Annotated in this window: 26 protein-coding genes; 7 read left to right on the forward strand and 19 right to left on the reverse strand. The window is 68.6% G+C overall.

Features of this window, described 5'->3' with window-relative positions; genetic code table 11:
- Window positions 1–30: 30 nt before the first annotated feature.
- Window positions 31–978: a sigma-E factor negative regulatory protein gene (locus SNE34_RS04590; RefSeq protein WP_332615135.1), complete on the reverse strand. Its 948-nt coding sequence runs from the start codon at window positions 976–978 to the stop codon at window positions 31–33.
- On the reverse strand, window positions 978–1616 hold the full coding sequence (gene rpoE, locus SNE34_RS04595) for an RNA polymerase sigma factor RpoE (RefSeq protein ID WP_332615136.1): 639 nt from the start codon (window positions 1614–1616) through the stop codon (window positions 978–980). The genes SNE34_RS04590 and rpoE overlap by 1 nt, the downstream gene beginning before the upstream one ends.
- 227 nt (window positions 1617–1843) lie before the next feature.
- Here rpoE and SNE34_RS04600 point away from each other — a divergent pair, with 227 nt between their 5' ends.
- Window positions 1844–3913: a 3-hydroxyacyl-CoA dehydrogenase NAD-binding domain-containing protein gene (locus SNE34_RS04600; protein WP_332615137.1), complete on the forward strand. Its 2070-nt coding sequence runs from the start codon at window positions 1844–1846 to the stop codon at window positions 3911–3913.
- Window positions 3914–4100: 187 nt separating this feature from the next.
- Here SNE34_RS04600 and SNE34_RS04605 read toward each other — a convergent pair whose 3' ends face one another.
- The 13 genes from SNE34_RS04605 to SNE34_RS04665 form a co-directional block, all read right to left on the reverse strand.
- A complete protein-coding gene (locus SNE34_RS04605; protein WP_332615139.1) occupies window positions 4101–4454 on the reverse strand; it encodes a PilZ domain-containing protein in 354 nt (117 codons plus the stop codon).
- 64 nt (window positions 4455–4518) lie between these two features.
- Window positions 4519–5556 (reverse strand): DNA polymerase III subunit delta', encoded by a 1038-nt coding sequence (locus tag SNE34_RS04610; protein ID WP_332615141.1) that lies wholly within the window; start codon window positions 5554–5556, stop codon window positions 4519–4521.
- Window positions 5553–6191, reverse strand: coding sequence for a dTMP kinase (gene tmk / locus SNE34_RS04615; RefSeq protein ID WP_332615143.1), 639 nt, complete (start codon window positions 6189–6191; stop codon window positions 5553–5555). Before tmk ends, SNE34_RS04610 begins: the two co-directional genes overlap by 4 nt.
- Window positions 6188–7255 (reverse strand): endolytic transglycosylase MltG, encoded by a 1068-nt coding sequence (mltG, locus tag SNE34_RS04620; protein ID WP_332615145.1) that lies wholly within the window; start codon window positions 7253–7255, stop codon window positions 6188–6190. The genes tmk and mltG overlap by 4 nt, the downstream gene beginning before the upstream one ends.
- Entirely contained in the window at window positions 7252–8157 is a 906-nt protein-coding gene (gene pabC / locus SNE34_RS04625) for an aminodeoxychorismate lyase (RefSeq protein WP_332615147.1), read from the reverse strand. The genes mltG and pabC overlap by 4 nt, the downstream gene beginning before the upstream one ends.
- A complete protein-coding gene (locus SNE34_RS04630; RefSeq protein ID WP_332615148.1) occupies window positions 8135–9532 on the reverse strand; it encodes an aminodeoxychorismate synthase component I in 1398 nt (465 codons plus the stop codon). The genes pabC and SNE34_RS04630 overlap by 23 nt, the downstream gene beginning before the upstream one ends.
- Window positions 9533–9565: 33 nt before the next feature.
- Window positions 9566–10822, reverse strand: coding sequence for a beta-ketoacyl-ACP synthase II (gene fabF, locus SNE34_RS04635; RefSeq protein WP_332615150.1), 1257 nt, complete (start codon window positions 10820–10822; stop codon window positions 9566–9568).
- Between the two features lie 180 nt (window positions 10823–11002).
- On the reverse strand, window positions 11003–11242 hold the full coding sequence (gene acpP / locus SNE34_RS04640; protein WP_332615151.1) for an acyl carrier protein: 240 nt from the start codon (window positions 11240–11242) through the stop codon (window positions 11003–11005).
- 104 nt (window positions 11243–11346) lie between these two features.
- On the reverse strand, window positions 11347–12093 hold the full coding sequence (gene fabG, locus SNE34_RS04645) for a 3-oxoacyl-ACP reductase FabG (RefSeq protein ID WP_332615152.1): 747 nt from the start codon (window positions 12091–12093) through the stop codon (window positions 11347–11349).
- Window positions 12094–12198: 105 nt separating this feature from the next.
- A complete protein-coding gene (fabD, locus tag SNE34_RS04650; protein ID WP_332615700.1) occupies window positions 12199–13125 on the reverse strand; it encodes an ACP S-malonyltransferase in 927 nt (308 codons plus the stop codon).
- A 211-nt stretch (window positions 13126–13336) separates the two neighbouring features.
- Window positions 13337–14317: a beta-ketoacyl-ACP synthase III gene (locus tag SNE34_RS04655; RefSeq protein ID WP_332615153.1), complete on the reverse strand. Its 981-nt coding sequence runs from the start codon at window positions 14315–14317 to the stop codon at window positions 13337–13339.
- A 192-nt stretch (window positions 14318–14509) separates the two neighbouring features.
- The gene (gene rpmF, locus SNE34_RS04660; protein ID WP_332615154.1) at window positions 14510–14704 is read right to left on the reverse strand and encodes a 50S ribosomal protein L32; all 195 of its coding nucleotides are present in this window, start codon (window positions 14702–14704) and stop codon (window positions 14510–14512) included.
- A 56-nt stretch (window positions 14705–14760) separates the two neighbouring features.
- On the reverse strand, window positions 14761–15297 hold the full coding sequence (locus SNE34_RS04665) for a YceD family protein (RefSeq protein WP_332615155.1): 537 nt from the start codon (window positions 15295–15297) through the stop codon (window positions 14761–14763).
- A gap of 182 nt (window positions 15298–15479) precedes the next feature.
- Here SNE34_RS04665 and SNE34_RS04670 point away from each other — a divergent pair, with 182 nt between their 5' ends.
- Both SNE34_RS04670 and SNE34_RS04675 read left to right on the forward strand, forming a co-directional pair.
- Complete coding sequence (locus tag SNE34_RS04670; RefSeq protein ID WP_332615157.1) at window positions 15480–15854, forward strand: hypothetical protein; 375 nt, start codon at window positions 15480–15482, stop codon at window positions 15852–15854.
- A gap of 2 nt (window positions 15855–15856) precedes the next feature.
- Window positions 15857–16438 carry a Maf family protein gene (locus SNE34_RS04675; RefSeq protein WP_332615158.1) on the forward strand — a complete coding sequence of 194 codons (582 nt, stop codon included), beginning with the start codon at window positions 15857–15859 and terminating at the stop codon, window positions 16436–16438.
- A gap of 17 nt (window positions 16439–16455) precedes the next feature.
- Here SNE34_RS04675 and SNE34_RS04680 read toward each other — a convergent pair whose 3' ends face one another.
- Genes SNE34_RS04680 through SNE34_RS04690 form a run of 3 tightly spaced genes read right to left on the reverse strand, consistent with a single transcriptional unit; the run spans window position 16456 to window position 21193 of the window.
- Entirely contained in the window at window positions 16456–18294 is a 1839-nt protein-coding gene (locus SNE34_RS04680) for a hypothetical protein (RefSeq protein WP_332615160.1), read from the reverse strand.
- A gap of 3 nt (window positions 18295–18297) precedes the next feature.
- Complete coding sequence (locus tag SNE34_RS04685) at window positions 18298–19320, reverse strand: glycosyltransferase family 2 protein (RefSeq protein ID WP_332615162.1); 1023 nt, start codon at window positions 19318–19320, stop codon at window positions 18298–18300.
- 43 nt (window positions 19321–19363) lie between these two features.
- A complete protein-coding gene (locus tag SNE34_RS04690) occupies window positions 19364–21193 on the reverse strand; it encodes a glycosyltransferase family 39 protein (protein ID WP_332615164.1) in 1830 nt (609 codons plus the stop codon).
- 99 nt (window positions 21194–21292) lie between these two features.
- On the opposite strand from SNE34_RS04690, the gene SNE34_RS04695 reads away from it, so the two are divergent.
- The 4 genes from SNE34_RS04695 (at window position 21293) to SNE34_RS04710 (ending at window position 25748) form a co-directional block, all read left to right on the forward strand.
- Window positions 21293–22255, forward strand: coding sequence for an AAA family ATPase (locus tag SNE34_RS04695; RefSeq protein WP_425604452.1), 963 nt, complete (start codon window positions 21293–21295; stop codon window positions 22253–22255).
- 15 nt (window positions 22256–22270) lie between these two features.
- A complete protein-coding gene (locus tag SNE34_RS04700) occupies window positions 22271–23242 on the forward strand; it encodes a DUF58 domain-containing protein (protein ID WP_332615168.1) in 972 nt (323 codons plus the stop codon).
- Window positions 23235–25193 (forward strand): transglutaminase TgpA family protein, encoded by a 1959-nt coding sequence (locus SNE34_RS04705; RefSeq protein WP_332615170.1) that lies wholly within the window; start codon window positions 23235–23237, stop codon window positions 25191–25193. The genes SNE34_RS04700 and SNE34_RS04705 overlap by 8 nt, the downstream gene beginning before the upstream one ends.
- A gap of 69 nt (window positions 25194–25262) precedes the next feature.
- Window positions 25263–25748, forward strand: a complete 486-nt coding sequence (locus SNE34_RS04710) for a Slp family lipoprotein (protein WP_425604462.1) — start codon at window positions 25263–25265, stop codon at window positions 25746–25748.
- A gap of 45 nt (window positions 25749–25793) precedes the next feature.
- On the opposite strand, the gene SNE34_RS04715 is transcribed toward SNE34_RS04710, so the two are convergent.
- A complete protein-coding gene (locus SNE34_RS04715) occupies window positions 25794–26144 on the reverse strand; it encodes a histidine triad nucleotide-binding protein (protein ID WP_332615173.1) in 351 nt (116 codons plus the stop codon).
- Between the last annotated feature and the right edge of the window lie 78 nt (window positions 26145–26222).

Consider the following 26222-nt stretch of genomic DNA (forward strand, 5'->3'; position numbering starts at 1 on the left):
GTCATGACGGCGTCGAAAAAAAGGCAGTGGCTAGCGTCGTGGCCAGCCGGGCTCGTCCGCCGCGGGGCGCGGCACCGGCTCCGCCTCCAGCATCCGCGGATCGAACGGGTAGAACGATGACGCTCCCGGCGACGGCACCTGGCCCGCGGTACCCGCGCCATTGTCGAAATTGACGTTGAACGCATTGCCGGCCGGGTAGTTGGGCAGCACGGCCCGAGGCCAGGGCCGCGAGACAATCTCGCCTGGCGGCAGGAATGGATGTGGCGATGCGGGTTCGAGCGACGGCGTCGCGACATCGGCGATGCTGGCGATCGCGGTCGCTGCAGTCGCCGTCGGATCCTCGATCCCTCGATTCGACGTGGCGGCTTTAGCCGGCTCGAGCGGTCTAGTATCGCCGGTGGGACGCTGGACATCAGCGGTCGCCACCGTCGTGGCCGCCTCCGCGTTGAAGACGGGACGACCTCGCACCGGCGGCACCTGGGATGGCATCGCTTGCGTTGCCGGTGACGAAGAAAATTGTGCGACGCCGGTTTCGGCGGTATCGCTCGCCGGCGCCGTCGGTTGCGCACTCGCGGCAAGCGGCGTGGCCGGCAGCGGCGAGACGCCGGGTTGCGAGAACGGACGGACCACGAACAACGCCGCGACCGCGACCGACGCGGCCAAGGCCGCACCGCCGATCCAGTTTCGGTGCATCGGGGTTGCGGTCCGGGTCGCTGGGGCCGCGACCGTGGACGCGGCGACGGCATCCCCATCGCGCAACGCGGCACCTACCCGGTCGGCAAACCCCGCCGGAGCCACGCCCGACGCCTGTCCGCGCAACGCATCGCCCGCCAGTTGCCAGCGGCCACAGGCCTCGCGCCACTGCCGGTCGTGGTCGAGCCGCTTCACCGCAAAGCGCGCGGCGGCGTCATCCAGTTCGCCGTCGAACAGCGCGCTGAGGGTTTCGCGATCGGCGTCGTGATGTTGGGTTGTCGGCATCAGTTACTCCGTTCCCGGCGGTCGTCATGGTCGAGGCGGTCATCGCCATCAAGCAAGGGGCGCAATTCGGCATCGATGGCATCGCGGGCGCGGAAGATCCGCGAACGCACGGTACCGATCGGACACCCCATCCTCTGCGCGATCTCGTCGTAGCTCAGGCCGTCGACCTCGCGCAGGCTGATCGCCACGCGCAGGTCTTCGGGCAAGCCTTCGACCACGCGCATCACCGTTTGTTCCACCTGCTGGCGCATCAGTTCGCGCTCGGGGGTATCGGTGTCGCGCAGGCGGATGCCAACGTCGAAATGCTCCGCGTCGCCGACCTCGATGTCATCGGTCGGCGGCCGGCGGTTCTGGGCGACGAGATGGTTCTTGGCGGTGTTCACGGCGATCCGGTGCAACCATGTATAGAACTGCGAGTCTCCACGGAAGTTGGGCAGGGCGCGGTAGGCGCGGATGAACGTGTCCTGGGCGACGTCCTGGCATTCGCTCCAGTCGGAAATGTAGCGCCCGATCAGCCCGACGATGCGGTGCTGGTACTTGCGCACCAGGGCATCGAACGCGGAACTGTCGCCGCGCTGGACACGCCTCACCAGCTGCTGGTCCAGCTCCTGGTTTGACTCCAAATCATTCTCGGCCATACCGCGCGCCGGCACTCCTGTCAGCTCGGCCGTGGCCGAACAATGGGACAACCCTGTCGGGGAAAAGTTCACTCGAACACGATTGGGGCGCGGCCCGCCGTCCGCAACTGCCAGGTGGCACCCCGAGCGGCAATCGACCGGACGAACCCGCTTCGCCGTGATTTGACGCCGATCGAACAACCTCGGGATGATAGCGGCTTATTCCATACCTGAACGGATGGTGCTGCATGGCCTCGCACGACATCGGACTGCCGAGCTTTGACGGACTGCGGGTCCAGCATTGGCACGTGGAAAAACGTGCCGATGACGTCCTCGTGCTCTCGCTCGACCGCGCCGGCGAGTCGGTCAATGCGTTGTCGCAGGACGTGCTGATCGAGCTCGACGGCCTGCTTGAGCGCATAGCGATCGACCCGCCGAAGGCGGTGGTGTTCCGATCGGCCAAGGACAGCGGCTTCATCGCCGGCGCCGACATCAAGGAGTTCCAGAGCTTCGACGAAAAGGGCAACGTCGCCGGCGCGCTGCAACGCGGCCAGCAGGTGTTCCAGCGACTGGCGCAACTGCCCTGCCCGACCGCCGCCGCGATCCACGGCTTCTGCATGGGCGGCGGCACCGAACTGGCGCTGGCCTGCGACTACCGCGTCGCCAGCAAGGACGGCTCGACCCGGATCGGATTGCCGGAGGTCAAGCTCGGCATCTACCCAGGCTGGGGCGGCAGCGTGCGGTTGCCGAAATTGATTGGCGCGCCGGCGGCGTTCGACATGATGCTGACCGGCCGCACCCTGTCGGCCTCGGCCGCGCGCGGCAACGGACTGATCGACAAGGCCGTCGACAAGGCCGTGCTGGTCGATAGCTCAGCCTCGCTGGCGTTGAAGGGGCGCAAGCGGCCGTTCAAGCAGCGCTTCATGGGCTGGCTGACCAACACCTGGCCGGCGCGGCAGCTGATCGCGCCGATGCTGCTCAAACAGGTCGCGCGCAAGGCCCGCAAGGAGCACTACCCGGCCCCGTACGCGTTGGTGAACACCTGGAAGAACACTGGCGGGGGCATCGAGCGCAAGCTCGCGGCCGAGCGCAAGTCGGTGGCGAAGCTCGCCTCGACCCCGACCGCGCGCAACCTGATCCGGGTGTTCTTCCTGCAGGAACGTTTGAAGGCGACTGGCGGCAAGGATCACGGGATCAGCCGCGTGCACGTGATCGGCGCCGGGGTGATGGGCGGCGACATCGCGGCGTGGTCGGCCTACAAGGGTTTCGAGGTCACCCTCAACGACCGCGAGCAGCGTTTCATCGACAAGGCGATGAATCGCGCCGGCGAGTTGTTCGCGAAGAAATTGCGTGACGAGAGCAAGCGTCCGGCGGTCGCGGCGCGGCTGAAGAGCGACCTCGCCGGCGACGGCGCGGCCACTGCCGATCTGGTGATCGAGGCGATCATCGAGCAGGCCGAGGCCAAGCGCGGGCTGTACGCGGATGTCGAGCCGCGGATGAAGGCCGACGCGCTGCTGACCAGCAACACCTCGTCGATCCCTCTGGTCGAGTTGCGCAACGACAGCGCGCGCCCGGCGCAGTTCGCCGGCCTGCACTACTTCAACCCGGTGGCGCTGATGCCGCTGGTCGAGATCGTCCAGCATGATGCGATGGCGGACGAGACCCGCCAGCGGCTGGCGGCGTTCTGCAAGGCGATCGGAAAGCTGCCGGTGCCGGTCGCGGGGACGCCGGGATTCCTGGTCAACCGGGTGTTGTTCCCGTACATGCTGGAGGCGGTGACCGCGTATTCGGAAGGCATCCCGGGCAAGGCGATCGACAAGGCCGCGGTGAAGTTCGGCATGCCGATGGGGCCGATCGAGCTGGTCGACACGGTGGGCCTGGACGTCGCCGCGGGCGTCGGTGCGGAGCTCTCGCCCTTCCTCGGCCTACAGGTGCCTGCGGCGCTGGCCGGCGGCGCCGAGCAGGGCAAGCGCGGCAAGAAGGACGGCCAGGGGCTGTACAAATGGGAGGAAGGCAAGCCGGTCAAGCCGGAGCTGCCGGAGAACTACCAGGCCCCGGCCGATCTCGAGGACCGGCTGATCCTGCCGTTGCTCAACGAGGCGGTGGCCTGCCTGCACGACGGTGTGGTCGCCGATGCGGACCTGCTCGATGCCGGAGTGATTTTCGGTACCGGCTTCGCGCCGTTCCGCGGCGGCCCGATCCAGTACATCCGCGAGGCGGGTGCCGATGGGCTGCTGGAGCGGTTGAAGCAGTTGCAGGCGCGCCACGGCGAGCGGTTTGCACCGCGACCGGGCTGGGATTCCGCCGCGCTACGGTGAGCTGACACTCACGCCTTCGTGTGCTGCTTTTGTAGGAGCGGCTTCAGCCGCGATCGGACAATCGGCCGCTCAACCGACTTCAGATCGCGGCTGAAGCCGCTCCTACAAGGCGCCTGCGCAAGCGCCGATCGGTTACATACGTCGCGTGCGGGCATCGCCCCGCACCGACGAATATCCCGGCCGACCGCTACATCGTGTGCGTCGCACGTTCCGAACCGAGCGTGCCGGCCAGCAGCGCCTCGATCTTGCCCTTGACGTTCTCGCCCTCGGCGCCGTCGCTGAACTGCACGCCGATGCCGGCCGGACGGTTGCCCTGGGCGCCGGCAGGCGTCACCCAGACCACCTTGGCCGCGACCGGCAGGCGCTCGCTGGATTCGGGCAGGGTCAGCAGCAGGAACACCTCGTCGCCAAGGAAGTAGCGCTTGGGCGTCGGCACGAAGATACCGCCGTGTTTCAGGTACGGCATGTAGGCGTTGTACAGCGACGCCTTGTCCTTCACCGCCAGTGACAGGATGCCTTGCCGTGCGCCACCTGCGTTCATGCCTGGGCTTCCTGAAGTGCGCCCTGGAATGCGTCCCGGAGTGATTCCTGCATCGTTTCCTGCCTCATTCGCCGCGTCCCGCCGTCCGGCGCGCATCACCCGCGCGCCAGGCCATCAACAATTCCACCACGACCAGGTCGGCGCGCACCGTGCTGCGCAGCAATTCGCGCGCACGGTTGGCCCGGTCGAACCATGTGGCCAGACTGCGCGCGCGCAGCGGGTCGGTCAAGCGGTTGGCGGCCTCCGCCACCGCGAGATCGGCGGCAAAGCGCAGACGCTGATCGGACAGGTCGTCGGCGACCCAGCGCTGGGCGGTCTCGACCACCGCCACTCGGCCCTTGGCCAGCCCGTCCAGGTCGGCGGCGACCGCGCGGCGCAACGCCAGTCCGCCGTCCTGAAGCCAGCCGTGGGCAAGGCCGGGATGACCGCGCGCGGCATCCAGCGCTTCGCGGGCCTCGGCCTCGGCGTGGCCCTGTTGCTGCAACCATTCCAGCGCCGGCGCGCGCGGCGGCAGGCGGAACTCGAGGTTCTGGCAGCGGCTGCGGATGGTCGCCGGCAGCCGGCTCGGCTGGGCGCTGACCAGCCACAGGTAGCGGCCCGGGACCGGTTCTTCGAGGGTCTTCAGCAAGGCGTTGGCGGCGGCGTGGTTGATCGCGTCAGCCGGTTCGATGATCGCGATCTTGATTTCGCCGTACTGCGGGGTCAGCGCCATTTGTTCCGACAGCTTGCGCACCTGCTCGATCACGATTTCGCTGCGCGACTTCGGCGGCTTGGCCTTGAGGTTGATGCCGTAGCCGATCTGGAGGAAGTCGGGGTGCCCGGTATGGCCGCCGGGATGCGCCAGCGACCCATCCGGCCGCAGTTCGACCGGGTCGGTCTGCGAGCGCACCGCGAACAGACGGCAACTGCGGCAGTTTCCGCAGGGTTCGCCGTCGGGTGTCCGGTCCTTGCACAGCAGCCGCTGCGCGAGCCGCTTGGCGACCGCGTATTTGCCCAGCCGCGCCGGACCGCAGAACAGCAGGCCGTGGCCGAGACGACCGCCATCGATTGCCGCGGCGGCCTGCTCGTAGATGCGCTGTTGCCACGGCGCGAACGTGGTCATCGCAGCGTTTCCCGATGCGCATGCAACTGTGCGACCGCCTGCGCAGCGACCACCGCGGCCGGCTGGCTGGCGTCGATCACCCGGAAGCGTTCCGGTTCGGCTGTGGCGCGGGCGCGGTAGCCGGCGCGGACGCGTTCGAAGAAATCATCGGACTCCGACTCGATGCGGTCGGCGTCGCCGCGGCCGCGGGCACGCTGCAGGCCGATCTCGACCGGCACGTCCAGCAGCAGGGTCAGGCCGGGGTTGATCCCGACCACGCGTTGCTCCAGTTGCGCGATGAGCTCGACATCGCCGCCGCGCGCCGCGCCCTGGTAGGCGTAGCTGGCATCGGTGAAGCGGTCGCTGAGCACCCAGGCGCCGCGGCGCAGCGCCGGCAGGATAGTCTCGCGCACGTGCTGGGCGCGGGCGGCGAACATCAGCAGCAATTCGGTTTCCGGCGCCGGCGGTTCGTGGCGGGTGTCGAGCAGCAACCCGCGTATCTGTTCCGCCAGCGGGGTGCCCCCGGGCTCGCGCGTGCACACCACTTCGTCGCCCGCGGCCAGCAGGGCATCGCGCAGGGCCGCCAGCACGGTCGACTTGCCGGCACCCTCGCCACCTTCCAGGGTCACCAGCCGGGGTTGCGTTTGCAGGCTCACTCGGTGTCCCGCTGATTCTGTCGGCGAGCCTGCCGGTAGTTCCTGAGGTACTTGCGCACGTTGGCCTGGTGCTCGGCCAGCGAGTCCGCGAACAGGTGGCGGCCGCTGCCGTCGCCGATCGCGACGAAGTACAGCGCCGTGCCCCGCGCCGGATTGGCGACCGCGTTGAGCGCATCGACCCCGGGCATCGCGATCGGCGTCGGCGGCAGGCCCGCGCGGGTGTAGGTGTTGTATGGGGTGTCGGTGGTCAGGTGGCTGCGACGGATGTTGCCGTCGTAGGCTTCGCCGATGCCGTAGATCACGGTCGGGTCGGTCTGCAGCCGCATGCCGATGTCGAGGCGCCGCTCGAACAGCCCGGCGATCTGCGGCCGCTCCTCGGCGATGCCGGTTTCCTTCTCGACGATCGAGGCCAGGATCAGCATCTCGTACGGGGTTTGCAACGGGCTGTCGGGGTCGCGTTGTTCCCACGCGGCGGCGAGCGCCTGCTCGCTGGCGACGTAGGCGCGACGCAGCAGGCCGAGGTCGCTGTCGCCACGAGCGTACATGTAGGTTTCCGGCAGGAAGCGGCCCTCCGGATGCTCGCCCGTATGTCCGATCGCCGCCATCAATCCGTCGGCGTCGAGTCCGGTCGACTCGTGCAGCAACGGCTCCGCGGCGTCCAGCGCGGCGCGCAACTCGCGGATGTTCCAGCCTTCGACGATGGTGAAGCGGTGCTGGATGATGTCACCGGCGCGCATCGCCAGCAGCAGTTCTCGCGGGGTGGTGCCGGGGTCCAGCGCGTACTCGCCGACGTGCAGGTTCGCGGCCGCACCCAGTTCCCGTGCGAGCACCCGCCATTCGACATCCTCGCCTTCGCGCACGCCGGCGTCGCGCAGCTTGCCGAGCACCGCGGCCAGCGAGTCGCCCGGCGCGATCACCACGCTGTTGCCCTGCTCCAGTCCGGAAATCGGCGTGTCGGCAAACGCGCTGTAGCGCTGCCATGCCCAGTAACCGGCCGCCGCCGCCGCGACGATCAACAGCAGAAGGAACAATGCGCCGAAGCGGGATTTGCGGGTGCGGGTCACGGCATCTCCGGTGGATTCGATGGATCGGCGCAAGGCTCGGCGAATGCCGGGTTGGCTTCGGCCAGGCATCGCCGCCATTCGGCCACGCGCGGGTGCGCTGCCCAGCGTAGCGAGCCCAGCTGCGCGACCGGCAGGATACCGCGCACGGCGTTGGTCAGGACGATGGCGTCGGCAGTTTCGACATCGGCCACCGACAGGGGCGCCTGTTCGATCTCGAAACGATCGAACAGCCACTGGCGACACACGCCGGCGACACCGCAGCGGTCGACGGGCGGCGTTCGCCAGCGCTCGCCGTGCAGCACGAACAGGTTGGCGGCAGTGGCGCAGACCACGTCGCCGTCGGTGCTGCGCATCAGGCCTTCGTCGGCATCACCGTCGATTGCGCCGGGGATTTGCCATTCGGCGCGGGCCAGCACCTGTTCGAGCCGGTTGCAATGTTTGATGCCGGCCAGCGCCGGCTGCAACGCCAGGCGCGTGTCGCACCAGCGCAAGGTCAGGCCGGCAGGACGCGACGACGGCAGTGGGTGGCGCGACAGGATCCAGGTCGGCTCGGGTGCAAGCGGGGGCGCATAGCCGCGGCCACCGCTGCCGCGACTGAGCTGCAGCTTGAGCACGCCATCGCGGCCGTGGAGCAACTGGCCGGCTTCGCGGCGGACGCGTGCCTGCGACGGCAACGCCAGTCCCAGGCGGGCGGCGCCGCGCTCCAACCGCGACCAGTGCGCGTCCCACCACGCCACTTCGCCGCGGCAGGCCCGCATGGTTTCGAACAGGCCATCGCCATAGGCCAGCGCGCGATCGTCCGGCGCGATCGCCGGCGCCCGGCGCTCGCCAACGAATATCCAGGATTCACGGCCCGGACCTTCCGGCGATGCAGCGGCGTTATCCGGCGCCATGCTTGCCATGGTCCGCATCCGCCACGCCCAGCGCGCGCAGCATGCCGCGCGCCTTGGCCCGGGTCTCGTCGAGCTCGCGTTGCGGATCGGAGTCGGCGACGATGCCGGCGCCGGTGCGGAATCGCAGCGTGCCGCCCTCGACCTCGGCGCTGCGGATCAGGATGTTGAGGTCGAGGTCGCCGTCGCGGTTGAGCCAACCGATCGCACCGGTGTAGGCGCCGCGGCCCTCGCCTTCCAGCTCGGCGATGATCTGCATGCAACGCACCTTCGGGCAGCCGGTGATCGTGCCGCCGGGGAAGGTCGCGCGGATCACCTCGCCGGGAGTCACTTCGGGACGCAGCCGACCGCGCACGTTGCTGACGATGTGGTGGACGTGGGCGTAGCTTTCGACCGTCATCAGCTCGTCGACCTCGACGCTGCCCGCGGTGCAGACACGACCGAGGTCGTTGCGCTCCAGGTCGATCAGCATCACGTGTTCGGCGCGTTCCTTGGGATGGCCGACCAGTTCGCTGATGCGGGCGCCGTCGTCGTCGCCGGGCGCGCGCGGGCGGGTGCCCGCGATCGGTCGGGTCTCGACCACGTCGCCGCGGATCGACACCAGCCGCTCCGGCGAGGCGCTGACCACGGCCCAGTCGGCACCGGTGGCGGTGGCGCCGGCGAACAGCCCGGCGAACGGTGCCGGGTTGTTCTCGCGCAATCGTCGGAACAGCGCGGCGGGCTGCAGCGGCGCGTCGAAACGGGCGCGCCAGCCGCGCGACAGGTTGGCCTGGAACACGTCGCCGGCGGCAAGGTAGTCCAGCACGCGAATGACGCCGTCGACGTAGCGTTGCGGGGCGTCTTCTTCGAGCGCGGCCGGGGACTTCCAGGCGGGCAACGCGCCGATGTCGCCCGCTCGTCCGGCATCGACCACCAGGGTGTCCAGCAAATCCTCGCGATCGCGTTCGACCACGGCAATGCATTCGCCGCTGACGTGGTCGCGCAAAATTGCGGCCGGGCACCGCAGGGCCAGCGCTACCGGCAGTCCGCCCGGTGCCGGCGGAAGTTGCAACACCGGCTCGACCTGGGCGGCCAGTTCATAGCCGAGCAGCAGCGCCCAGCCGCCACGGAACGGCCAGCGCGGTTCGTCGCGCGGCGTACGCGCGGCCTGCCACGCCGCGTCGAGCGCGCGCAGGAAATCCTCGCCGTGTTCGCGGCCATCCTGGTCTCGGGTCACGCCGTCGGGGTCGAGCCGCAACGACCCGCCATCAGCCATCAACAGCAGGTCCCAGCGGCCCTGGGCGGTGCCGGCGGCGCTGGACTCCAGCAACAATGGATAAAGCATCGGCGCCTGCCGATGGATGTCCAGCAGGTCGACGCCCGGCGGCAGTGCGCGGGTCAGCAGCATCGGTTCACCGCGTCGCCATGGCTGCCGCGACGGTCAGATCCGCTTGAACACCAGGGTGCCATTGGTGCCGCCGAAGCCGAAGCCGTTCGAAACCGTGACATCGACCTTCGCCTCGCGCGCGGTGTTGGGCACGTAATCGAGGTCGCAGCCCTCGCCCGGCTGGTCGAGGTTGATCGTCGGCGGGATGATTCCTTCGTGCAGCGCCAGCACCGAGAAGATCGCCTCGGCACCGCCGGCCGCGCCGAGCAGGTGGCCGGTCATCGACTTGGTCGAGCTGACCATGGTCTTGTAGGCGTGGTCGCCGAGCGCGCGCTTGATCGCCAGGGTCTCGGCAAGATCGCCCAGCGGGGTCGACGTGCCGTGGGCGTTGAGGTAGCCGATGTCCTCGGGGTTGATCCCGGCGTCCTTGAATGCCATCGCCATGCAGCGCGCCGGGCCTTCGCCGTTCTCGCTGGGGGCGGTCATGTGGAACGCATCGGAGGTCGCGCCGAAGCCGGCCAGCTCGCAGTAGATGCGCGCGCCGCGGGCCTTGGCGTGTTCGTACTCCTCCAGCACCAGCACGCCGGCGCCGTCGCCAAGGACGAAGCCGTCGCGCTCCTTGTCCCACGGACGCGAAGCGGCGGTCGGGTCGTCGTTGCGGGTCGACATCGCTTTCATCGAGCAGAAGCCGCCGACCGAGGTCGGCGAGGAACCGCGCTCGGCACCGCCGGCCAGCATCACGTCGGCGTCGCCATACTGGATCATCCGCATCGCCATGCCGATCGAATGGTTGGAGGTGGCGCAGGCCGACACCGCGGAAAAATTGGGGCCCTTGATGCCGGTCAGCAGCGAAACCTGGCCGGGCAACATGTTGATGATGGTGCTGGGCACGTAGAACGGCGAGATCTTGCGCGGGCCGCCTTCGAGGTACTTGGCGGTCTGCTCCTCGATGCCGAGGATGCCGCCGATGCCCGAGCCGATCAGCGCGCCGATGCGCTCGGCGTTGCCGTCATTGATCTCCAGCCCGGCATCCTCGATCGCCATCAGCGAGGCGCCGACGCCGTAATGGATGAAGCTGTCCATCTTCTTCGCGTCCTTCGCCGGCACCCATTTGGTGACGTCGAAGTCGCGGATCTCGCCGGCAATCCGGGTCACGAAATTGGTGGCGTCGAAATGGGTGATCGGGCCGATGCCGGAGCGGCCGTTGACGATGCCGTCCCAGCTGCTGACGAGGTCGTTGCCGAGTGGCGACACGAGGCCGAGGCCGGTGACGACGACGCGCCGGTTGAAGGAGGCCGGACGATTGGACATGGAGGGCTCCGCTTGCGAACGCGACCGGATTGTCGACCGGCCCGCGCCTGAAGATGTACGACGGACGTTACAGGTTGTGAAAGACGCAGGGCCGCACGATGCGGCCCCGGGTCCATGGCTGGATACCGGCCCCGGCGGCAGCGGAATGCTCCGCGCCACTGTGACCGTACCGCAAGCGGATTACGCCTTGACGTGAGCCTTGACGTAATCGATCGCCTGCTGCACCGAGGTGATCTTCTCGGCTTCCTCGTCCGGAATCTCGCACTCGAACTCTTCTTCCAGCGCCATCACCAGCTCGACGGTGTCGAGAGAATCGGCACCCAGATCGTCGACGAACGAGGCATTGTTGGTGACGTCTTCTTCCTTCACGCCCAGCTGTTCAATCACGATCTTCTTGACGCGCTCTTCGATGCTGCTCATTGGTTCACTCCTCCCGGACGGGATATTCGATGGAATAGTGTAGTGGAATCGGGGGCTTTGCGAGTAGTCGCGAAAGCCCCGGTGTCGCAGAAATGCCTGTTGGCTCAGGCCATGTACATGCCGCCGTTGACGTGCAGGGTCTCGCCGGTGATATAGGCCGCCGACGGCCCGGCCAGGAACGCCACCGCGCGGGCGATGTCGGCCGGCTCGCCGAAGCGGCCGAGAGCGATCTGGCCGAGCATCGCGTCCTTGGCGTCTTCCGGCAGCGCGCGGGTCATGTCGGTGTCGATGAAGCCCGGGGCGACCACGTTCACCGTGACCCCGCGCGAACCGATCTCCTTCGCCAGCGACTTGCTGAAGGCGATGATGCCGGCCTTGGCCGCGGCGTAGTTGGCCTGGCCGGCATTGCCGGTCACGCCGATCACCGAGGCGATGTTGACGATGCGGCCACGGCGCGCTTTCATCATCGAGCGCATCACCGCCTTGGAGGTGCGGAACACGCTGGTCAGGTTGGTGTCGATGATCGCCTGCCAGTCCTCGTCCTTCATCCGCATCAGCAGGTTGTCGCGGGTGATGCCGGCATTGTTGACGAGGATCGAGATCGCGCCGATGTCCTTGCCGATGGCGTCGACCAGCGTGGTGATCGAATCCGGGGCGGCAACGTCGAGCACGCGGCCGTGGCCGCCACCGGCCGACAGGCGCTCGCCGATCGCCTTGGCGCCGGCCTCGGAGGTGGCGGTGCCGATGACGGTCGCGCCCTGCGCGGCCAGTTCGTCGGCGATCGCCGCACCGATGCCACGGCTGGCGCCGGTGACGAGGGCGATTTCTCCGGTGAGGGGTAAGTTGCTCATGTAAGTCCTTCCTGCATTTGTAGGAGCGGCTTCAGCCGCGATCGGATGCTTGATCGCTCGTGCCGATTGCGGATCGCGGCTGAAGCCGCTCCTACAGGCTTGTGATCATTTCCAGTCTTGCAACGCCGCGTCGAAGTCTGCCGGTGTCCCGAGCGCACGTGCATCCACCGACTTGTCGATGCGCTTGACCAGCCCTGCCAGCACCTTGCCGGGGCCGCACTCGGCGACCCGGCCTGCACCGCCGGCGACCAGCGCCTGCACGCAGCCGGTCCACTGCACCGGCAGGTATAGCTGCCGCACCAGTGCGTCGCGGATCGCGTCGGTATCGACCTGCACCTGCGCATCGACGTTCTGCACCACTGGCAAGCGCGGCGCCGACCATTCGATGCCGGCCATCGCTTCGGCCAGCTTGTCGGCGGCGTCGCGCATCAACGGCGTATGCGAGGGCACGCTGACGGCCAGCTTGACCGCCTTGCGCACGCCACGCTCGGCCAGCACGGTCAGTGCCTTGTCGACCGCCGCGGCGTGGCCGCCGATGACGATCTGACCGGGCGAGTTGTAGTTGGCCGGCACCACCACTTCCTTGCCTGAAGCCGCTTCGCAGACTTCGCGCACCAGCGCATCTTCGGCGCCGAGCACGGCCGCCATCGCGCCGGTCCCGGCCGGTGCGGCGTCCTGCATCAACTGCCCGCGCAGCCGCACCAGGCGGGCGGCATCGTCCAAGGCCAGCACGCCGGCGGCGACCAACGCGCTGTATTCACCGAGGCTGTGACCGGCCAGTCGCGCCGGCAGCGCACCGCCACGGGCCTGCCACAACCGCCACACCGCGACACCGGCAGCCAGCAGCGCAGGCTGGGTGAACTCGGTCTGGTTGAGTTGCGCGTCCGGTCCGGACTGGCTCAGCGCCCACAGGTCGGTGTCCGCGCCATTGCTGGCTTCGGCAAACGTCTCGGCGATGAGCGGGTTGGCCTGCGCCAACTCGGCGAGCATGCCGAGCGACTGCGAACCCTGGCCGGGGAACACGAAGGCCAGTTGCGGATCCGGCTTCTGGTCGGTGTGTAGTTGCTGGTCGATGTGTTGAGGATCGCTCACACGACGGCCCCTGCGGAATGAACGCGCCATGATACGAGCGAACGCCCCGGGCCGTCTGTACCGCGGCGTACAGTCCGGCCTCCGCGTCAGATGCGAAAACGCCCCCGGCGTGGCGACCGGAGGCGTTCCTTCCAGGCCTGGAAGGGGCGGATCAGTAGCGCAGCAGCGCCGAGCCCCAGGTGAAGCCGCCACCAAAGGCCTCCAGCAGCACCAGTTGCCCGCGCTGCACCCGGCCCGAACGCACCGCCTCGTCCAGCGCCAGCGGCACCGAGCCCGAAGAGGTGTTGCCGTGCTTGTCGACGGTCACGATGACCCGCTCCATCGGCATGTCCAGGCGCTTGGCGGTCGCCTCGATGATCCGCAGGTTGGCCTGGTGTGGAATCAGCCAGTCGACCTCGTGGCGATCCAGGCCGTTGGCCTCCAGCGCTTCCTCGACCACCGAGTCCAGCGCCTTGACCGCATGCTTGAACACGTCGTTGCCGGTCATCAGCACCTTGACCCCGGCGTTGTGTTCCTCGGGTTTGAAGCCGACCGACACGCCCACCGGGTTCCACAGCAGCTCCTTCTTGCCGCCGTCGGCATGTAGGTGGGTGCTGAGGATGCCGGTTTCGGTGTCGGCCTTGAGCACCACCGCACCGGCACCGTCGCCGAACAGCACGCAGGTCGAGCGGTCGCTCCAGTCCAGCATCCGGGTCAGGGTCTCGGCCCCGACCACCAGCGCGGTCTTCGCGGCGCCGCTGCGGATGAACTTGTCGGCCACCGTCAACGCGTAGACGAAGCCCGAGCAGGCGGCGTTGACGTCGAACGCCGGGCAGCCGTTGGCACCGAGCCGGTGCTGTAGCAGGCACGCGGTCGACGGAAAGATGATGTCTGGGGTGGTGGTGCCGAGCACGATCAGGTCGAGCTCGGAGGCATCGACGCCGGCCGCTTCCAGCGCACGCATCGCGGCGTGGTAGGCCAGGTCACCGGTGGTCTCGCCCTCGGCGGCGACGTGGCGCTCGCGGATGCCGGTGCGGGTCGCGATCCACTCGTCGGTGGTGTCGACGATCTTCGACAGGTCGTCGTTGGTCAGCACTTTCTCCGGCAAGTAGCTGCCGGTGCCCGCAATGCGGGAATAGATACGGTCGGTCATTGCAGCTCCCGCGGCGAAAGGCCATGGCACGAACGCCAGCGTGCTGGCGATGGAGGCTTCCCGCAGTCGGCCGCGGCGCTCCGCGGCGCCATGCGGCCGCCGCAGAAAATCCAGTCAGACCAGCCAGGCGACCCGATCAGCGGCAACCGCGTACGCGGGAGCGCCCGCAAAAACCTGCGGGCGCGACGAAGCTTACTCTTCGTCGGCGACCTTCGACTGGGTGTCGATCACCTTCTTGCCACGGTAGTAGCCGTCGGCGGTGACGTGGTGGCGGATGTGGGTCTCGCCGGTGGTCGGGTCGGTCGCCAGCTGCTTGCTGGACAGCGAGTCGTGGGCGCGACGCATGCCACGCTTGGACGGGGAAACGCGGGACTTCTGGACAGCCATGGTCTTACTCCAGGGAAAACCTAAAAACGTTGATTCGGTGGACGGTACGAAAAACGTTACTTCGACCCGTCCGGGGTGTTCTTCAATGCCGACAGCGCCGCGAACGGATTGACGCGCGCCACCTCGGCCTCCTCGGCCGGCCAGTCGCGCTCCATCGCCTCCGTGCCCGGCTTCACCGGGATCACCGGAAGGGCGAGGATCAACTCGTCCTCGACCAGTTCGATCGGCTTCAACATGCCGTCCTCGGGCATCAACAACGCCTCGTAGCCTTCGGGCAACGCGGCCTCATCGGCTTCGTCGCGGATCAGGCCGAGCCGCTGCTCGATCGCGACCGGAAACTCGAACCGCTCCAGGCTGCGCTGGCACAACAACGGCAAGCTGGCGTCGACCCGCAATTCGACGAACGGCACTTTCAACTCGTCGGTGCCGAAGTCGAGCGAATAGACCACCTCGCCCTCGGTATCGACCAGACTGTCGCGCAGTCGCGTCAGCGACGCCAACGGCACCCGGCCCTCGACGCCACGACGCGAGGCCACCATGCGCGAGGCATCCAGGACTTCGGGTACCGGCACTTTGGGCACGTCGACGGACATAAGCCGGGGAATGTTAAGGATCGGACCCAGACCTGTCAAACCTTGGCAAGCGTGGCTGCCGCCCGTTGCGGTCCGGGATCCGGCCGCGTCCGCCCGTCACTTCCGGACGCCACCACCCACCGGCATTTGCCCACCCCCGCCCGTCGCGGCAGACTGGCCGTTCACCCTCGCCCGTCGATATCGTGAACGCTTCCCTTCTGACCGTCCTGGGCGTGGCCATCCTTGTGGCCGCGGTCCTGTTCATTATCGCGATTGCGCGGCGTCGCGGCAGCCGTCGCCAACGGGCGATGCGGCAACTGCTGGATTCGGCCGACGCGCTGGAGGCCCGCTTGCGACTGGCCCGCTCGGAGATCGAGGCGGTCGCCGGCGACCATATCGAGGACCCCGTGCAGGACGCCATGCGCGAGATGCTGCGCCAGCGACTGTGGCTGCGTGAACACGGCGAGCAAGCCCAGATCGACGAGCTGCAACAAGTGCGCACTTCGATTGATGAGGCCCGCACCCGGATCGAGCAGCAGTTGCTGCGGATCGAACGCGCCCGCGCGCCCGTGACCTGAATATGGCATCGCCGTCCCGCTTGATCCTGGCGTCCACCTCGATTTATCGGCGCGAGTTGCTGGCCCGGTTGCGGTTGCCGTTCGAAACCGCCCGACCCGAGACCGACGAGAGCCCGTCGCCTGGCGACCCCCCCGACGAACTGGCCCGACGCCTGGCGATCGCGAAGGCCCGCGCGATCGCCGAACGCGAACCTGACGCCTGGGTGATAGGTTCCGACCAGGTCGCAGAACTCGATGGCCGCTGCCTCGGCAAGCCTGGTAACCGCGAGGGCGCCATCGCCCAGCTGACGGCGATGTCCGGCCGCACGGTGGCGTTCCGCACCGGTTTGGGCTTGTGTTGCGGCGAGCGCCTTCTGACGGCACTGGACACCACGACAGTGCGGTTTCGGATGTTGCGCGCCGACGAGATTGCCCGCTACGTCGATGCCGAACAGCCGCTCGACTGCGCCGGCAGCTTCAAGTGCGAAGGCCTCGGCATCAGCCTGTTCGAATCGATCGAAAGCCGCGACCCGACCGCACTGGTCGGCCTGCCGCTGATCGAAACCGCCCGGTTGCTGCGCGAGGCGGGCTTCATGGTGCCCTGAGCGACGCCCGCTGCGCCTCACGGCGCGCCAGCCAACTCCAGTGGACACCATTGATAGGGCAACGCGTCACCGCCGATATAGGCCTCGTACACACGGCAGCCTTCGACGTCAAGGCGCATCCCGTAACCGCGAACGGCCTGCTCAGCATTGTTCGCCAGCGCAAGGTTCTCCGCGACGAGATCCAGCCTGCGCGCTGGCGGCACCTCGAGGCGACAGGCATCGCCGCCACCGGTAGGCACCCGAGCCACCTGCGCGTCGAATCCGGCGCGTTCGATCAGCCAGTTCAGCGTGCCGCAGTCGCCCGCGCCTCCGGACATCCCCAGCGACGCAAGAATCGAATCGATCCGCCGCATGCGCGCGACCCGCTTGTCGACGGCGGCGGGAATGATCGCGTAGTTGTCCCCGCCACGATCAACCATCATCTCCCGCACGCGGGCCACGTAGGCCGGCGACTCCGGGAAATTGGACGCCAGTGACACGAAGGCGAACTCGCCCGGCAGGAACGGGACCATCCAGGCCATCGGCGCGCCACCGACCAGCGCCACCGTCGTCGTCGCCTCCGGACCCCGCAACTCGGGCACCTGCACCGAGAAACCCCGTTCACCCCAACCGGCATGTCCCCAGGTGTTCCATCCCAGCAGGGATACCGACACACATCCCAACACCACGTAGCGCGCCGCGCGTGGGAATACCGGCTTCAGACCCAGCCACAGCAGCAACGGCGCCAGCAACTCCAGCACCACCAGGTAACGGTAGATACCGAACACAAGCATCCACGCCACGAACGACACCGGGACGAACACCAGCAGGAATCCCAGTGCGGGATTCGCCACCACCGGTGGCGAAGACGGTCGTCGCCAACGGCGCAGCAGCAGCCACCCCAACCGGCCCAGGCCGACCAGATACAACGCCGCCCAGATGACTTGCGGCAGCGGACTGTTGCTGACCCGGTCCGGGTCGACGGTGAACAGCAGCGGCCAGGCCAACGCCTCAGCCCATCCTTGCGGTCCCCATTTGGAATCGGCAACGGAGATCGGTTGTGCCAGCGGGGCACGGAAACCGGCATTGAACTGCGGGAACAGCGGGTTGCCGAATGTTTCCCAAACGCTCCAGAACCACGGGCCGGCGACGACCAGGAAGCTTGCGAGGGCGCCGCCGGCCAGCAGGACCACGGCCTTCAGTCGCGACATCCGCGTCGGTGGAAACGCCATGACCGCCATGCCCATGCCGACTGCATACGGCGCGTTGGTCAGTTTGAGACCGACGGCAGCGCCCAGCAGGACCCCGGCCAGCAGGATCCGCGGCAGCGGATTGGCCCGGTCGCTACCGGACTGCGGCAACAGCAAGAAGATCGCAGCCAGCACCGGCACCGCGGTGGCGTTGTCGCCCATCGTGTTGCCGAGACCCGACAGGAAGGCGGCGCCCGCGCACCCTGCCAGTGCCAGCAATGGCGCAAGTCGCGAACGCCGTGGGTGATGTTCCAGCACGCGCCAGGCAACGGCCGCGGCGCCGGCGAACGCCAACCCATGGAACGCCCCGAGCACGAACCCAGCCGACGGCGCCGACCAGCGGGTGGCCATCCAGAAATACGGCACGTCCAGCAACGGCGTGAAGTAGCTCTGCAACTGGGCGGCCGCCAGGTCGTGGCTCAACCGGTCGTTCAACCAGGCGTAAGCGTTGTACAGGTGGTAGTTGCGCAGGTCCCAGTTGCGGTCCTGCCCTAGGGCCAGCGAGACCAGCCCGTACAGCAGCGCCACCATCACACAGGCGATCGCCACGTTGCGCGGGCGATCGAACTCGAAGTACCCGGCCAGCACGCCGCGCAGGCGCGCCACCAAGGTTGCCGCTGCACCCACGAACTACCCCTTCGATTCCCGGGCCGCGACGCTGTCGGCGCCGACAGCGGTTCGCGGCAACGGAGGGATCGCCAGGTAGGTCAGGTGCTTCAACTCCAGCCGTCCGTGGGTCACCGTGTCGAGGATCAGGCCGACCGCGGCCAGCGTCCCGCCCAGCAGCATCAGTGCGGCGCACAGGATCGCGGTGGGGAACCGCGGCACCAGGCCCGTCTGCAGATAGGTTTCCACCAACGGCACCGCGAGCACGATCGACAGCAGCGCACAGGCCGCCGCGCCCACCGAGAAGAACAGCAGCGGCCGTTCCACCTTCCACAGCCGCAGGATGGTGACCAGGATCCGCAGGCCATCGTGGTAGGTCCGCAACTTGCTTTCCGAACCCTCGGGCCTGGCGCCGTAATCCGTCTTCACTTCGGCCACCGGCATGCGCAATTGCAGGGCGTGCACGGCCAGTTCGGTTTCGATGTCGAATCCCGACGCATGGGCCGGGAAGGACTTGACGTAACGCCGGGAAAAGCCGCGATAGCCCGAAAGCATGTCGTTGAAGGTGCGGCCGAACAGCAGCCCTACGCACCGGGTCAGCAGCTTGTTGCCGAACCGGTGCCCGGGTCGGTAGGCCGAGGCTTCGCTGTTGCAGCGCTCGCCGACCACCATGTCGAGGCCCTCGCCCAGGCGCGCGACCAGCGCGGGCGCTGCGCCCGGATCGTAGGTGTCGTCGCCGTCGACCATCAGGTACAGGTCGGCATCGACATCGGCGAACATCCGGCGGACCACATTGCCCTTGCCCTGCAGCGGAACGCTGCGCACCAATGCCCCGGCCCGGCGGGCGATGGCGGCGGTGGCATCGGTCGAGTTGTTGTCGAACACGTGGATTTCCGCGTCCGGCAAACACTCACGGAAGTCGGCGATCACCCGGCCGATCGCCACTTCCTCGTTGAAGCACGGAATCAACACGGCGATCCGCGGCGGACGACTGCCCGGCGGAGTGACGTCCGGCGATGCCGGAAAGGCGCGCTTCAATTCGTTCATGCCGCAAGCACCGGGGGCCAACGTTCGATTGTACCGGTGCGCATCAGCGCACGATCCTCACCGGCTGCTCGGCCCAGGTTTCCACGCTGCCGTCGGCGCCATGCAGGGTCAGCCCCAGCCAATGGGTGCCGGGCGCCAGCCCGGAAGCGTCGACACGCGCGCCGAAGCCGACATCGGGATGGTTGGGATCGGTCGACGTCGGCCAGGTCCGGCCGACACCGGGGTTGGCGGTGCCGTAGTCCGCAGTGGCCATCTCGACCCCGTCCAGGGTCACCACCACCTTCGAGATGCCGACCCCGTCCTTGATCGCCCAGCCGCGGACGTCGAATACCGGCGCCACGGTTGCGCCGGAAGCAGGCGCATCGACATAGGCGAGCGCGGGCGTCACGCAGGGACCGGCTTGTCGCTGCGGTGGCAACGAGAACAACAGGAACCGCTGGTGGCCATGGTCGACGTTGAGCACGCGCGCCGGCGGCAACGCGCCGACCGCATCGCACAGCCCCTGGTAGTAGGTCAGCAATTCCTTGAGCTTGACCGCGGTCGCGTTCACCACCAGCAGCACCGGCTGATCGCGCCGGCCATCGCTTTCCAATCCCCACAGGCGCAACTGCGGGGCGCGGCCGTGCTTGTGGTTGAGCGGATGGTCGAGCACCTCGATCCGCGGGTTGCCGAGGGCGAAGCCGAGTTCGGCACCGAGCTTGAAGTCGCCGGCGACGATCCGGGTGTCGACAGGCATCTGTGCGCGAACCAGCCGCACGGTATCGGCCAGTTCGCCCCATCCGGCGAAGTTCGATGGGTACCACTTCTCGGCGGCGCTGCGCGCGCGCACTTCGGGGATGGAGACCGCGACGTAATAGCCCAGCATCGCTACCAGCCCGAGGCCGGCCAGCCCCCACGTCGCCACGCGCAACCAACGCGGCCATGCCGCCAGTACCGCTGGCAGCAATGGCAGCAACGCTAGGTAGCCCGGCAGCGGCCAATGGAAGCTGACCCGCTCGGTATCGGCAAAGAACCCCAGTCCGAAGAAACCCAGGACCACCAGCCCGCCCAACAATGCGAAGTAACGCGAGGCGGGGGACGCGCTCTTGTTGCCGCGCCACCCCGCCACGGCCAGCGCCACGAACAGCAGCGGGGTCACCAGCAGGGCCTGGATCGCGATGAACCACAGGCCTTCGATATGGAACGCCCACGGGTGGCGGTCGACCAGTTGGAAGCGCAGGCCGGCGTCGGCGTTGTCGAGGTTCCACGCGACCAGCGGCGTCCATGCGGCCGCGCCAATTGCAATCGCGGTCCATACCCGGGCGTCGCGCAGCAGCTTGCGGCCGTCGGCCAGCAACAACAGCGCGACCAGTCCGACCCCGATCACGGCGATGAAGCGGTAATGGCTGAGCGCGCCGATGGTCAGTCCCAGCGCGAGTTCCAGCGATGCCCCGGCGGACACCCGGCGCAGCAGCCGCGCGCCGGCGTCGACGCACAGCAGCGTGGCCAGCGCCATCGGCGCGTCCGGCAGGGCCAACAGCCCGAGGGTGCCTGCCAACGGCAGCAACAGGGCGAAACTGCCGGCCTGCCAGCCGTAGGTCTCGCCGTATTCGCGTGCGGTGATCCGCATCGCCATCCAGGGCACCAGCGCGGCGATCAGCAGGAACGGCAGCCGCAAGCCAAGCGGGTTGTCGCCACCCAGCGTCACTCCCAGTCGCGCCAGCCATGCAGTCAACCCCGGCAGGTCGGAATAGGCGGGCGCCAGGTGCTGGCCTTCGAGCCAGTAGAACGCCTCGTCGACGAATACCGGCAACCGCGCCGCGACCAGCAGCTTGGTTGCCAACACCAGCGCGAACAGCGTCCAGAACAGGCGGCGGGCGTCCCGTGCCTGCATGGTGGGCTGCCAATCGGACGGTGGGGTTTGCCGCATGGACGTGGGACCTCGGTAGACTCGAATGGACACGGTCGCGCCTGGCAACCTGGAGAACAACGAATGGCGGTATCGCCCGCACCCCCCAATTCGGCAAGCATGCTACCCGACCATCTGCGTGCCGCCCTTGACGGTGCGCAGACCCAGGTCAATTCGCTGGTGCTCGGCAAGCCGCACGAGGTCCGGCTGGCGTTCGTCGCGCTGCTGTCGGACGGGCACCTGCTGATCGAGGACCTGCCGGGACTCGGCAAGACCACCCTCGCCCATGCGCTGGCGGCGACGCTCGGCTTGCAGTTCCAGCGCGTGCAGTTCACCTCCGACCTGTTGCCGGCCGATATCGTCGGCGTCTCGGTGTTCGATCCGCAGGCGCGGCGCTTCGAGTTCCACCCGGGCCCGGTGTTCACCCAGGTGCTGCTGGCCGACGAGATCAACCGCGCGCCGCCGCGCACGCAAAGCGCGCTGCTGGAGGCAATGGCCGAGCACCAGGTCACCGTCGACGGCAGCAGCCATGCGTTGCCGACGCCGTTCTTCGTGATCGCGACGCAGAACCCAGTCGATCTGTCCGGCACGTATCCCTTGCCGGATTCGCAGCTCGACCGCTTCCTCCTGCGGCTGGCCCTGGGCTATCCCGGCGAGCAGGCCGAACACGACCTGCTGGCGGGCACCGATCGGCGTTCGCTGATTGCCCAGGCGCGGCCGCTGTTGACCGCCGACGACGTGATCGCGGCGCGCGCGGCGGTCGGTCAGGTCCACGCGAGTGAACCGCTGATCGGTTACGTGCAGGCCCTGTTGGCGCGCAGCCGCAAGCACCCGGGTGTCCGGGTCGGCCTGTCGCCGAGGGCGGGGCTGGCCCTGCTGCGGGCCGCGCGCGCGTACGCGATGCTGCTCGGCCGCGAACACGTGCGCCCGGAGGACGTGCAGGCCCTGTTCACTGCAGTCGCCGCGCACCGGCTGGTCGCCGAGGCCGATGCCGGCAACGATGCCGCGCTGGCCAAGTCGATCCTGCACTCGGTGCCGGTCGACTAGTTCCGGGGACACCTGATGCTTTCCCGCGGCAGGACCGCGCTGCAGCGGTTGCACGAACTGACGCTGGTATGGACGCGCCCGCGCGAGCCCGAAGCGCTGCCGGCGCGATTCGACCGTCGCCGGGTCTACGTGCTGCCGACTCGCTTTGGCCTGTTTTACCTGGTCTTGCTGCTGGCGATGTTGCTGGGCGCGCTGAATTACAACAACAATCCGGCGTTGCTGCTCGGCCTGCTGCTTGCCGGCGCCGGACTGGCGAGCCTGGTGGCCGCGCAGTTGCAGCTGACCGGATTGGCGGTGGTCGCGATCGAGGCCGAGCCGGTGCCGGCCGGCGATGAACTGCTGTTGCGGCTGCATGCGCAATCGGCCGATCGCCGGCGCCGACGTGGCCTCGCGGTCGCGCTCGAACCGCATCCCGAGCGGCCTGCCGTGCTCAACCTCGAACACGGCCACGGCGAGGCAGGGGTGGCGATGGCGACCCACGAGCGCGGCTGGCTCGACCTGCCACGGCTGAAGGTCTCGACCACCCGTCCGCTCGGCCTGGCTCGCGCCTGGGCCTACGCGTGGACGCAGTCACCCCTGCTGGTCTACCCGCGCCCCGAGCCCGACGGACCGCCGCTGCCTAGCGGCTCCGGCGACCGCGTGCAGGCCCGGCTCCACCCCAGCGGCGACGACGTCCACCACCTGCGCAGCTACCGCCGCGGCGATTCGCGCCGGGCGATCGCGTGGAAGCCGTCGGCACGCCGCGACACCCTGCTGGTGCGCGAATACGAACAACCGCTGGGCGCCGACATCGTGCTCGACTGGCACGGGCTGGATCGCCTTGGCTACGAGGCGAAAATCTCGCGGCTGGCGCGCTGGATCGACGAGGCCGAACGCGACGGCCGACGCTATCGCCTAGCATTGCCGACGCAGGCCATCGGCCCCGGCCACGGCGCCTCGCATCGCCACGCCTGCCTGCGCGCGCTCGCGCTGATGCCGCATGGCTGAGCATCCATCGACACCGGCGCTGGATCCGGGCAGCCGCCGCTGGGCGCTGGCGGCGGCCGGCGCCTGCCTGCTGCCGTTGTTGCTGCAGTTGCCGCCAAGGCTGTCGCTGGTGATCGGCTTGGCGGCAGTGACCGTGGCAGCGCTGTCCTGGCGCCGACCGATGCACGGCGTGCTGCGGCTGCTGTTCGGGTTTGGCGTGCTCGGTGCGGTGATGCTGCTATCGGGGTTCGGCATCGGCCGCGATACCGGCTGCGCGGTGCTGGCGGCGATGCTCGCGATCAAGCCGGCCGAGACCTTCAGCCTGCGCGATGCCCGCAGCCTGATCGGATTCGCCCTGTTCGCGCCGTTCGGTACGTTCCTGCTCGACCAGGGACCGTTGCCACTGGCACTTGGCCTGCTCGGCGCGCTGCTGGCGCTGTGCGCGCTGCAACGGCTGGCCGACCTGGAATCGGGCGACGTGGTGGCGACCGGCGCCGGCCGCCGCGTCATCGCCATCGGCCGCCTGCTCGCCCTCGGCTTGCCGCTGGCACTGGCGATCTTCTGGCTGTTCCCGCGGCTGGCGACGCCGTTGTGGGGCGTGCCCGAGCGCGCGCTCGGGCGGACCGGGCTGTCCGGCGAGATGACCCCCGGCCAGTGGATCGACCTGATCGCCGACGACACCCCGGCATTGCGGGTGCGCTTCTTCGGCGCGACTCCGCCGACCTCGCAGATGTACTGGCGCGGCCCGGTGATGTGGGACTTCGACGGCCGCAGCTGGACCCGGTCGAACTGGTTGCGCGACCTGCCACCGGCGCCGATGGAAGCCGGCCCGATGCGCTGGGACTACGAGGTCGAGATCGAGCCGACCGACCGCCGCCAACTGGTCGCGCTCGACCTGCCGCTGGCCGCGCCCGATGGCGCCCGGCTCAACCACGACCACGAAATGCACGTGCCGCGACCGTTGACCTCGCTGACCCGCTGGCGCATGCAGTCGTCGCCGCCGCGTACCTACGAAGCCGACCTGCACCCGCTGTTGCGACGCGCGGCGCTGGACCTGCCGCCGGGCTTCAACCCGCGCACCCACGCCCTTGCCCGCCAATGGCGTGCCGCCGCCGGCGATCGCGACGGGGCGATCGTGCAGCGCGCGCTGGAGTGGATCCGGAGCGAGTTCGTCTACACCCTCGACACCCCGCTGCCCGGCCGCCATTCGGTCGACGAGTTCCTGTTCGACCAGCAGGCCGGTTTCTGCGAGCACTACAGTTCGGCGTTCGTGGTGTTGATGCGGGCGGCCGGGATCCCCGCGCGCGTGGTCACCGGCTACGTCGGCGGCTACCGCAACCCGATTGGCGACTATTGGCTCGTGCGCCGTTCCGACGCCCATGCCTGGGCCGAGGTGTGGCTGGATGGCCGGGGCTGGGTACGGGTCGACCCGACCGCGGCGGTCGCGCCCGAGCGCATCTACGACACCCTCGGTGATCGACGCACCGGTGCGGGCGGCCTGTTCGGCCAGGGCAGCGATCTGTTCAACACCAGCGACTGGCTGCGTCGCGGCTGGAACGACTTCGTGCTCGGCTTCGATGCCGAGCGCCAGTCGCGGATCCTGCGCCCGCTGGGCTTCGACCGGCTCGATGGTATGACGCTGGGCCTGCTGTTCGCGCTGGCGGCGGCGCTGGCGTTGCTGTGGATGGCCTGGCTGAGTCGTCGCGGCGAGCGCCAGCCCGACCCGGTCCTGCGCGCCTGGCACGCCATGGGCCGGCGCTACCGGCGCCTCGGGCTGGAGCGCGAACCGCACGAGGGCGCGCTTGCCTGGGCTGAACGGGTCAGCCTCGCGCGGCCGGTGTCGGGCGCGACGCTGCAGCGGCTCAGCCAACGTTTCAGCGATTGGCGTTACGCTGGCAGTCGCCCGGGAGCGGCGCACGCGCGCGAATCGCAACAACTGGTCCGCGCCCTGCGCGCCCACCGCCCCGACTGACCGGCCCGTGACCGGGCTGCGACCCGGTTCCAACAATGGAGCATGCCGATGAACAGCAAGCCTATGAAGATGCCGATCACGACCGGCCTCGCCATCCTCGCCCTCGTGCTGCTGGCCGGTTGCGCGAGCCAGCCCAAGCCGTTGCAGGGCGAGTTCGCCCAGATCACCCCGCGCGAGGCCGCCAACGCCGACCGCACCGGCGCGATGGTCCGCTGGGGTGGCCGGGTCGTCGATGTCGAGCCGCAGGCCAACCGCACCTGCTTCGAGATGATGTCGACCCAATTGAATGCCTACGCCCGGCCGTACTGGGCGACCGACGACGTTGGCGGTCGCTTCATCGCCTGCCGCGAAGGGTTCTACGACCCGGCACTGTTCGAGTCGGACCGCGAGGTCACCTTTGTGGGCCGCATCGACGGTTACGAGAACCGCCGCATCGGCGAATACGATTACCGCTTCCCGCGCGTCGCCGCCGACGTGGTGTACCTGTGGCCGATCCGCGAGCGGGTCGACGTGATCACCCGTCCGGCGCCGTGGCCGTGGTGGGGCTGGTGGTAAGCCGCAAATCAGCGCGGATTTTGTAGGAGCGGCCGCGATCCGGAACTACCGGCTCGTGCCGAACCGCCCCAGCGGCGCGCCGGCCAGCAGGTGCAGATGGATCTGGAAAACGGTCTGGCCGCCGTGGTCGTTGCAGTTCATCACCACCCGGTAGCCGTCTTCGGCGAAGCCCTCGCGCTTGGCGTACTGCGCCGCCGCATGTGCCAGCCGGCCGACGATCGCGGCCTGCTCCGGCGCGAGGTCGTTGAGCGTCGCGATCGGGGTCTTCGGCACGAACAGAACATGCACCGGCGCCTGCGGCGCGATGTCGCGGAACGCGATCAGGTGCTCGTCCTCGAACACGATGTCGGCGGGGATCTCGCGGCGGATGATCTTGTCGAAGATGGTGTCGGTCATGTCGGGCTCCTGGATCGATAGCGCTGTTCGCCATTGTAGGAGCGGCTTCAGCCGCGATTTGGAATCGAACGAGCGACC

This window comes from Novilysobacter erysipheiresistens (assembly GCF_036663935.1).
Taxonomy (GTDB): domain Bacteria; phylum Pseudomonadota; class Gammaproteobacteria; order Xanthomonadales; family Xanthomonadaceae; genus Novilysobacter; species Novilysobacter erysipheiresistens.

Excerpts from the sequence above, each read along its gene's own strand:
- SNE34_RS04675 (WP_332615158.1), top strand. The coding sequence starts at position 15,857 with ATGGCATCGCCGTCCCGCTTGATCCTGGCGTCCACCTCGATTTATCGG.
- SNE34_RS04605 (WP_332615139.1), bottom strand. The coding sequence starts at position 4,454 with ATGAACGCAGGTGGCGCACGGCAAGGCATCCTGTCACTGGCGGTGAAG.
- acpP (WP_332615151.1), bottom strand. The coding sequence starts at position 11,242 with ATGAGCAGCATCGAAGAGCGCGTCAAGAAGATCGTGATTGAACAGCTG.
- SNE34_RS04715 (WP_332615173.1), bottom strand. The coding sequence starts at position 26,144 with ATGACCGACACCATCTTCGACAAGATCATCCGCCGCGAGATCCCCGCC.
- fabG (WP_332615152.1), bottom strand. The coding sequence starts at position 12,093 with ATGAGCAACTTACCCCTCACCGGAGAAATCGCCCTCGTCACCGGCGCC.
- SNE34_RS04705 (WP_332615170.1), top strand. The coding sequence starts at position 23,235 with ATGGCTGAGCATCCATCGACACCGGCGCTGGATCCGGGCAGCCGCCGC.
- SNE34_RS04610 (WP_332615141.1), bottom strand. The coding sequence starts at position 5,556 with ATGACCACGTTCGCGCCGTGGCAACAGCGCATCTACGAGCAGGCCGCC.
- pabC (WP_332615147.1), bottom strand. The coding sequence starts at position 8,157 with ATGGCAAGCATGGCGCCGGATAACGCCGCTGCATCGCCGGAAGGTCCG.
- rpoE (WP_332615136.1), bottom strand. The coding sequence starts at position 1,616 with ATGGCCGAGAATGATTTGGAGTCAAACCAGGAGCTGGACCAGCAGCTG.
- fabF (WP_332615150.1), bottom strand. The coding sequence starts at position 10,822 with ATGTCCAATCGTCCGGCCTCCTTCAACCGGCGCGTCGTCGTCACCGGC.
- SNE34_RS04600 (WP_332615137.1), top strand. The coding sequence starts at position 1,844 with ATGGCCTCGCACGACATCGGACTGCCGAGCTTTGACGGACTGCGGGTC.
- SNE34_RS04690 (WP_332615164.1), bottom strand. The coding sequence starts at position 21,193 with ATGCAGGCACGGGACGCCCGCCGCCTGTTCTGGACGCTGTTCGCGCTG.
- SNE34_RS04700 (WP_332615168.1), top strand. The coding sequence starts at position 22,271 with ATGCTTTCCCGCGGCAGGACCGCGCTGCAGCGGTTGCACGAACTGACG.
- SNE34_RS04590 (WP_332615135.1), bottom strand. The coding sequence starts at position 978 with ATGCCGACAACCCAACATCACGACGCCGATCGCGAAACCCTCAGCGCG.
- SNE34_RS04695 (WP_425604452.1), top strand. The coding sequence starts at position 21,293 with ATGGCGGTATCGCCCGCACCCCCCAATTCGGCAAGCATGCTACCCGAC.
- SNE34_RS04685 (WP_332615162.1), bottom strand. The coding sequence starts at position 19,320 with ATGAACGAATTGAAGCGCGCCTTTCCGGCATCGCCGGACGTCACTCCG.
- rpmF (WP_332615154.1), bottom strand. The coding sequence starts at position 14,704 with ATGGCTGTCCAGAAGTCCCGCGTTTCCCCGTCCAAGCGTGGCATGCGT.
- SNE34_RS04630 (WP_332615148.1), bottom strand. The coding sequence starts at position 9,532 with ATGCTGCTGACCCGCGCACTGCCGCCGGGCGTCGACCTGCTGGACATC.
- SNE34_RS04655 (WP_332615153.1), bottom strand. The coding sequence starts at position 14,317 with ATGACCGACCGTATCTATTCCCGCATTGCGGGCACCGGCAGCTACTTG.
- SNE34_RS04710 (WP_425604462.1), top strand. The coding sequence starts at position 25,263 with ATGCCGATCACGACCGGCCTCGCCATCCTCGCCCTCGTGCTGCTGGCC.
- SNE34_RS04665 (WP_332615155.1), bottom strand. The coding sequence starts at position 15,297 with ATGTCCGTCGACGTGCCCAAAGTGCCGGTACCCGAAGTCCTGGATGCC.